The sequence below is a fragment of the Microbacterium sp. AISO3 genome (assembly GCF_002204305.1).
Taxonomy (GTDB): domain Bacteria; phylum Actinomycetota; class Actinomycetes; order Actinomycetales; family Microbacteriaceae; genus Microbacterium; species Microbacterium arborescens.
The window spans coordinates 1-459 of the sequence record NZ_NHRF01000066.1 but is presented as its reverse complement, the minus strand read 5'-3'; the positions used below and the strand labels follow the sequence as shown (position 1 = coordinate 459).

Genomic DNA, 459 nt, shown 5'->3' with positions numbered 1-459 from the left:
TGATGGGGGAGTCCTCGCTGGTACGGATCACAGTGACAGCCAAGGTTGCTGATGGACAGGTGCTACCACCGATCGACGACGAGAAATTGCAGGCTGAACTTGCAGATGCCACCTCGAACTGGGATGACGAGTTCATCACCTTGGCCAGTGGCATTCCTAGCAACCGACGAGGAGTCGATTTCGGCCCCGAATACAAGCAAGAGTTCACCGCCAAGCAGGGCATTTTGGATCTGGAGCTCCTCAACGGCCTGGCTGAGGATGATCTGGGACTAGTGATGTATCGCCCCGATGACCCAGCTGATCCGTCTGATTTGCGACTAAAGATCTTCAACCAACGGGCTCCGATGACACTTTCTCAGGTGATGCCACACCTGTCGAGCCTGGGTGTTCAGATTATTGATGAACATCCCCATCGCATCATATTGCGCGGGCGAGAAGTGTGGCTGTTCGACCTTGGTC

General features: G+C 54.7%; 1 protein-coding gene. It reads left to right on the top strand.

Going from position 1 to position 459, the window contains the following annotated elements; genetic code table 11:
* The coding region (locus CBF90_RS16355) for an NAD-glutamate dehydrogenase domain-containing protein (protein ID WP_141097205.1) at positions 1-459 on the top strand (459 nt) is incomplete at both ends.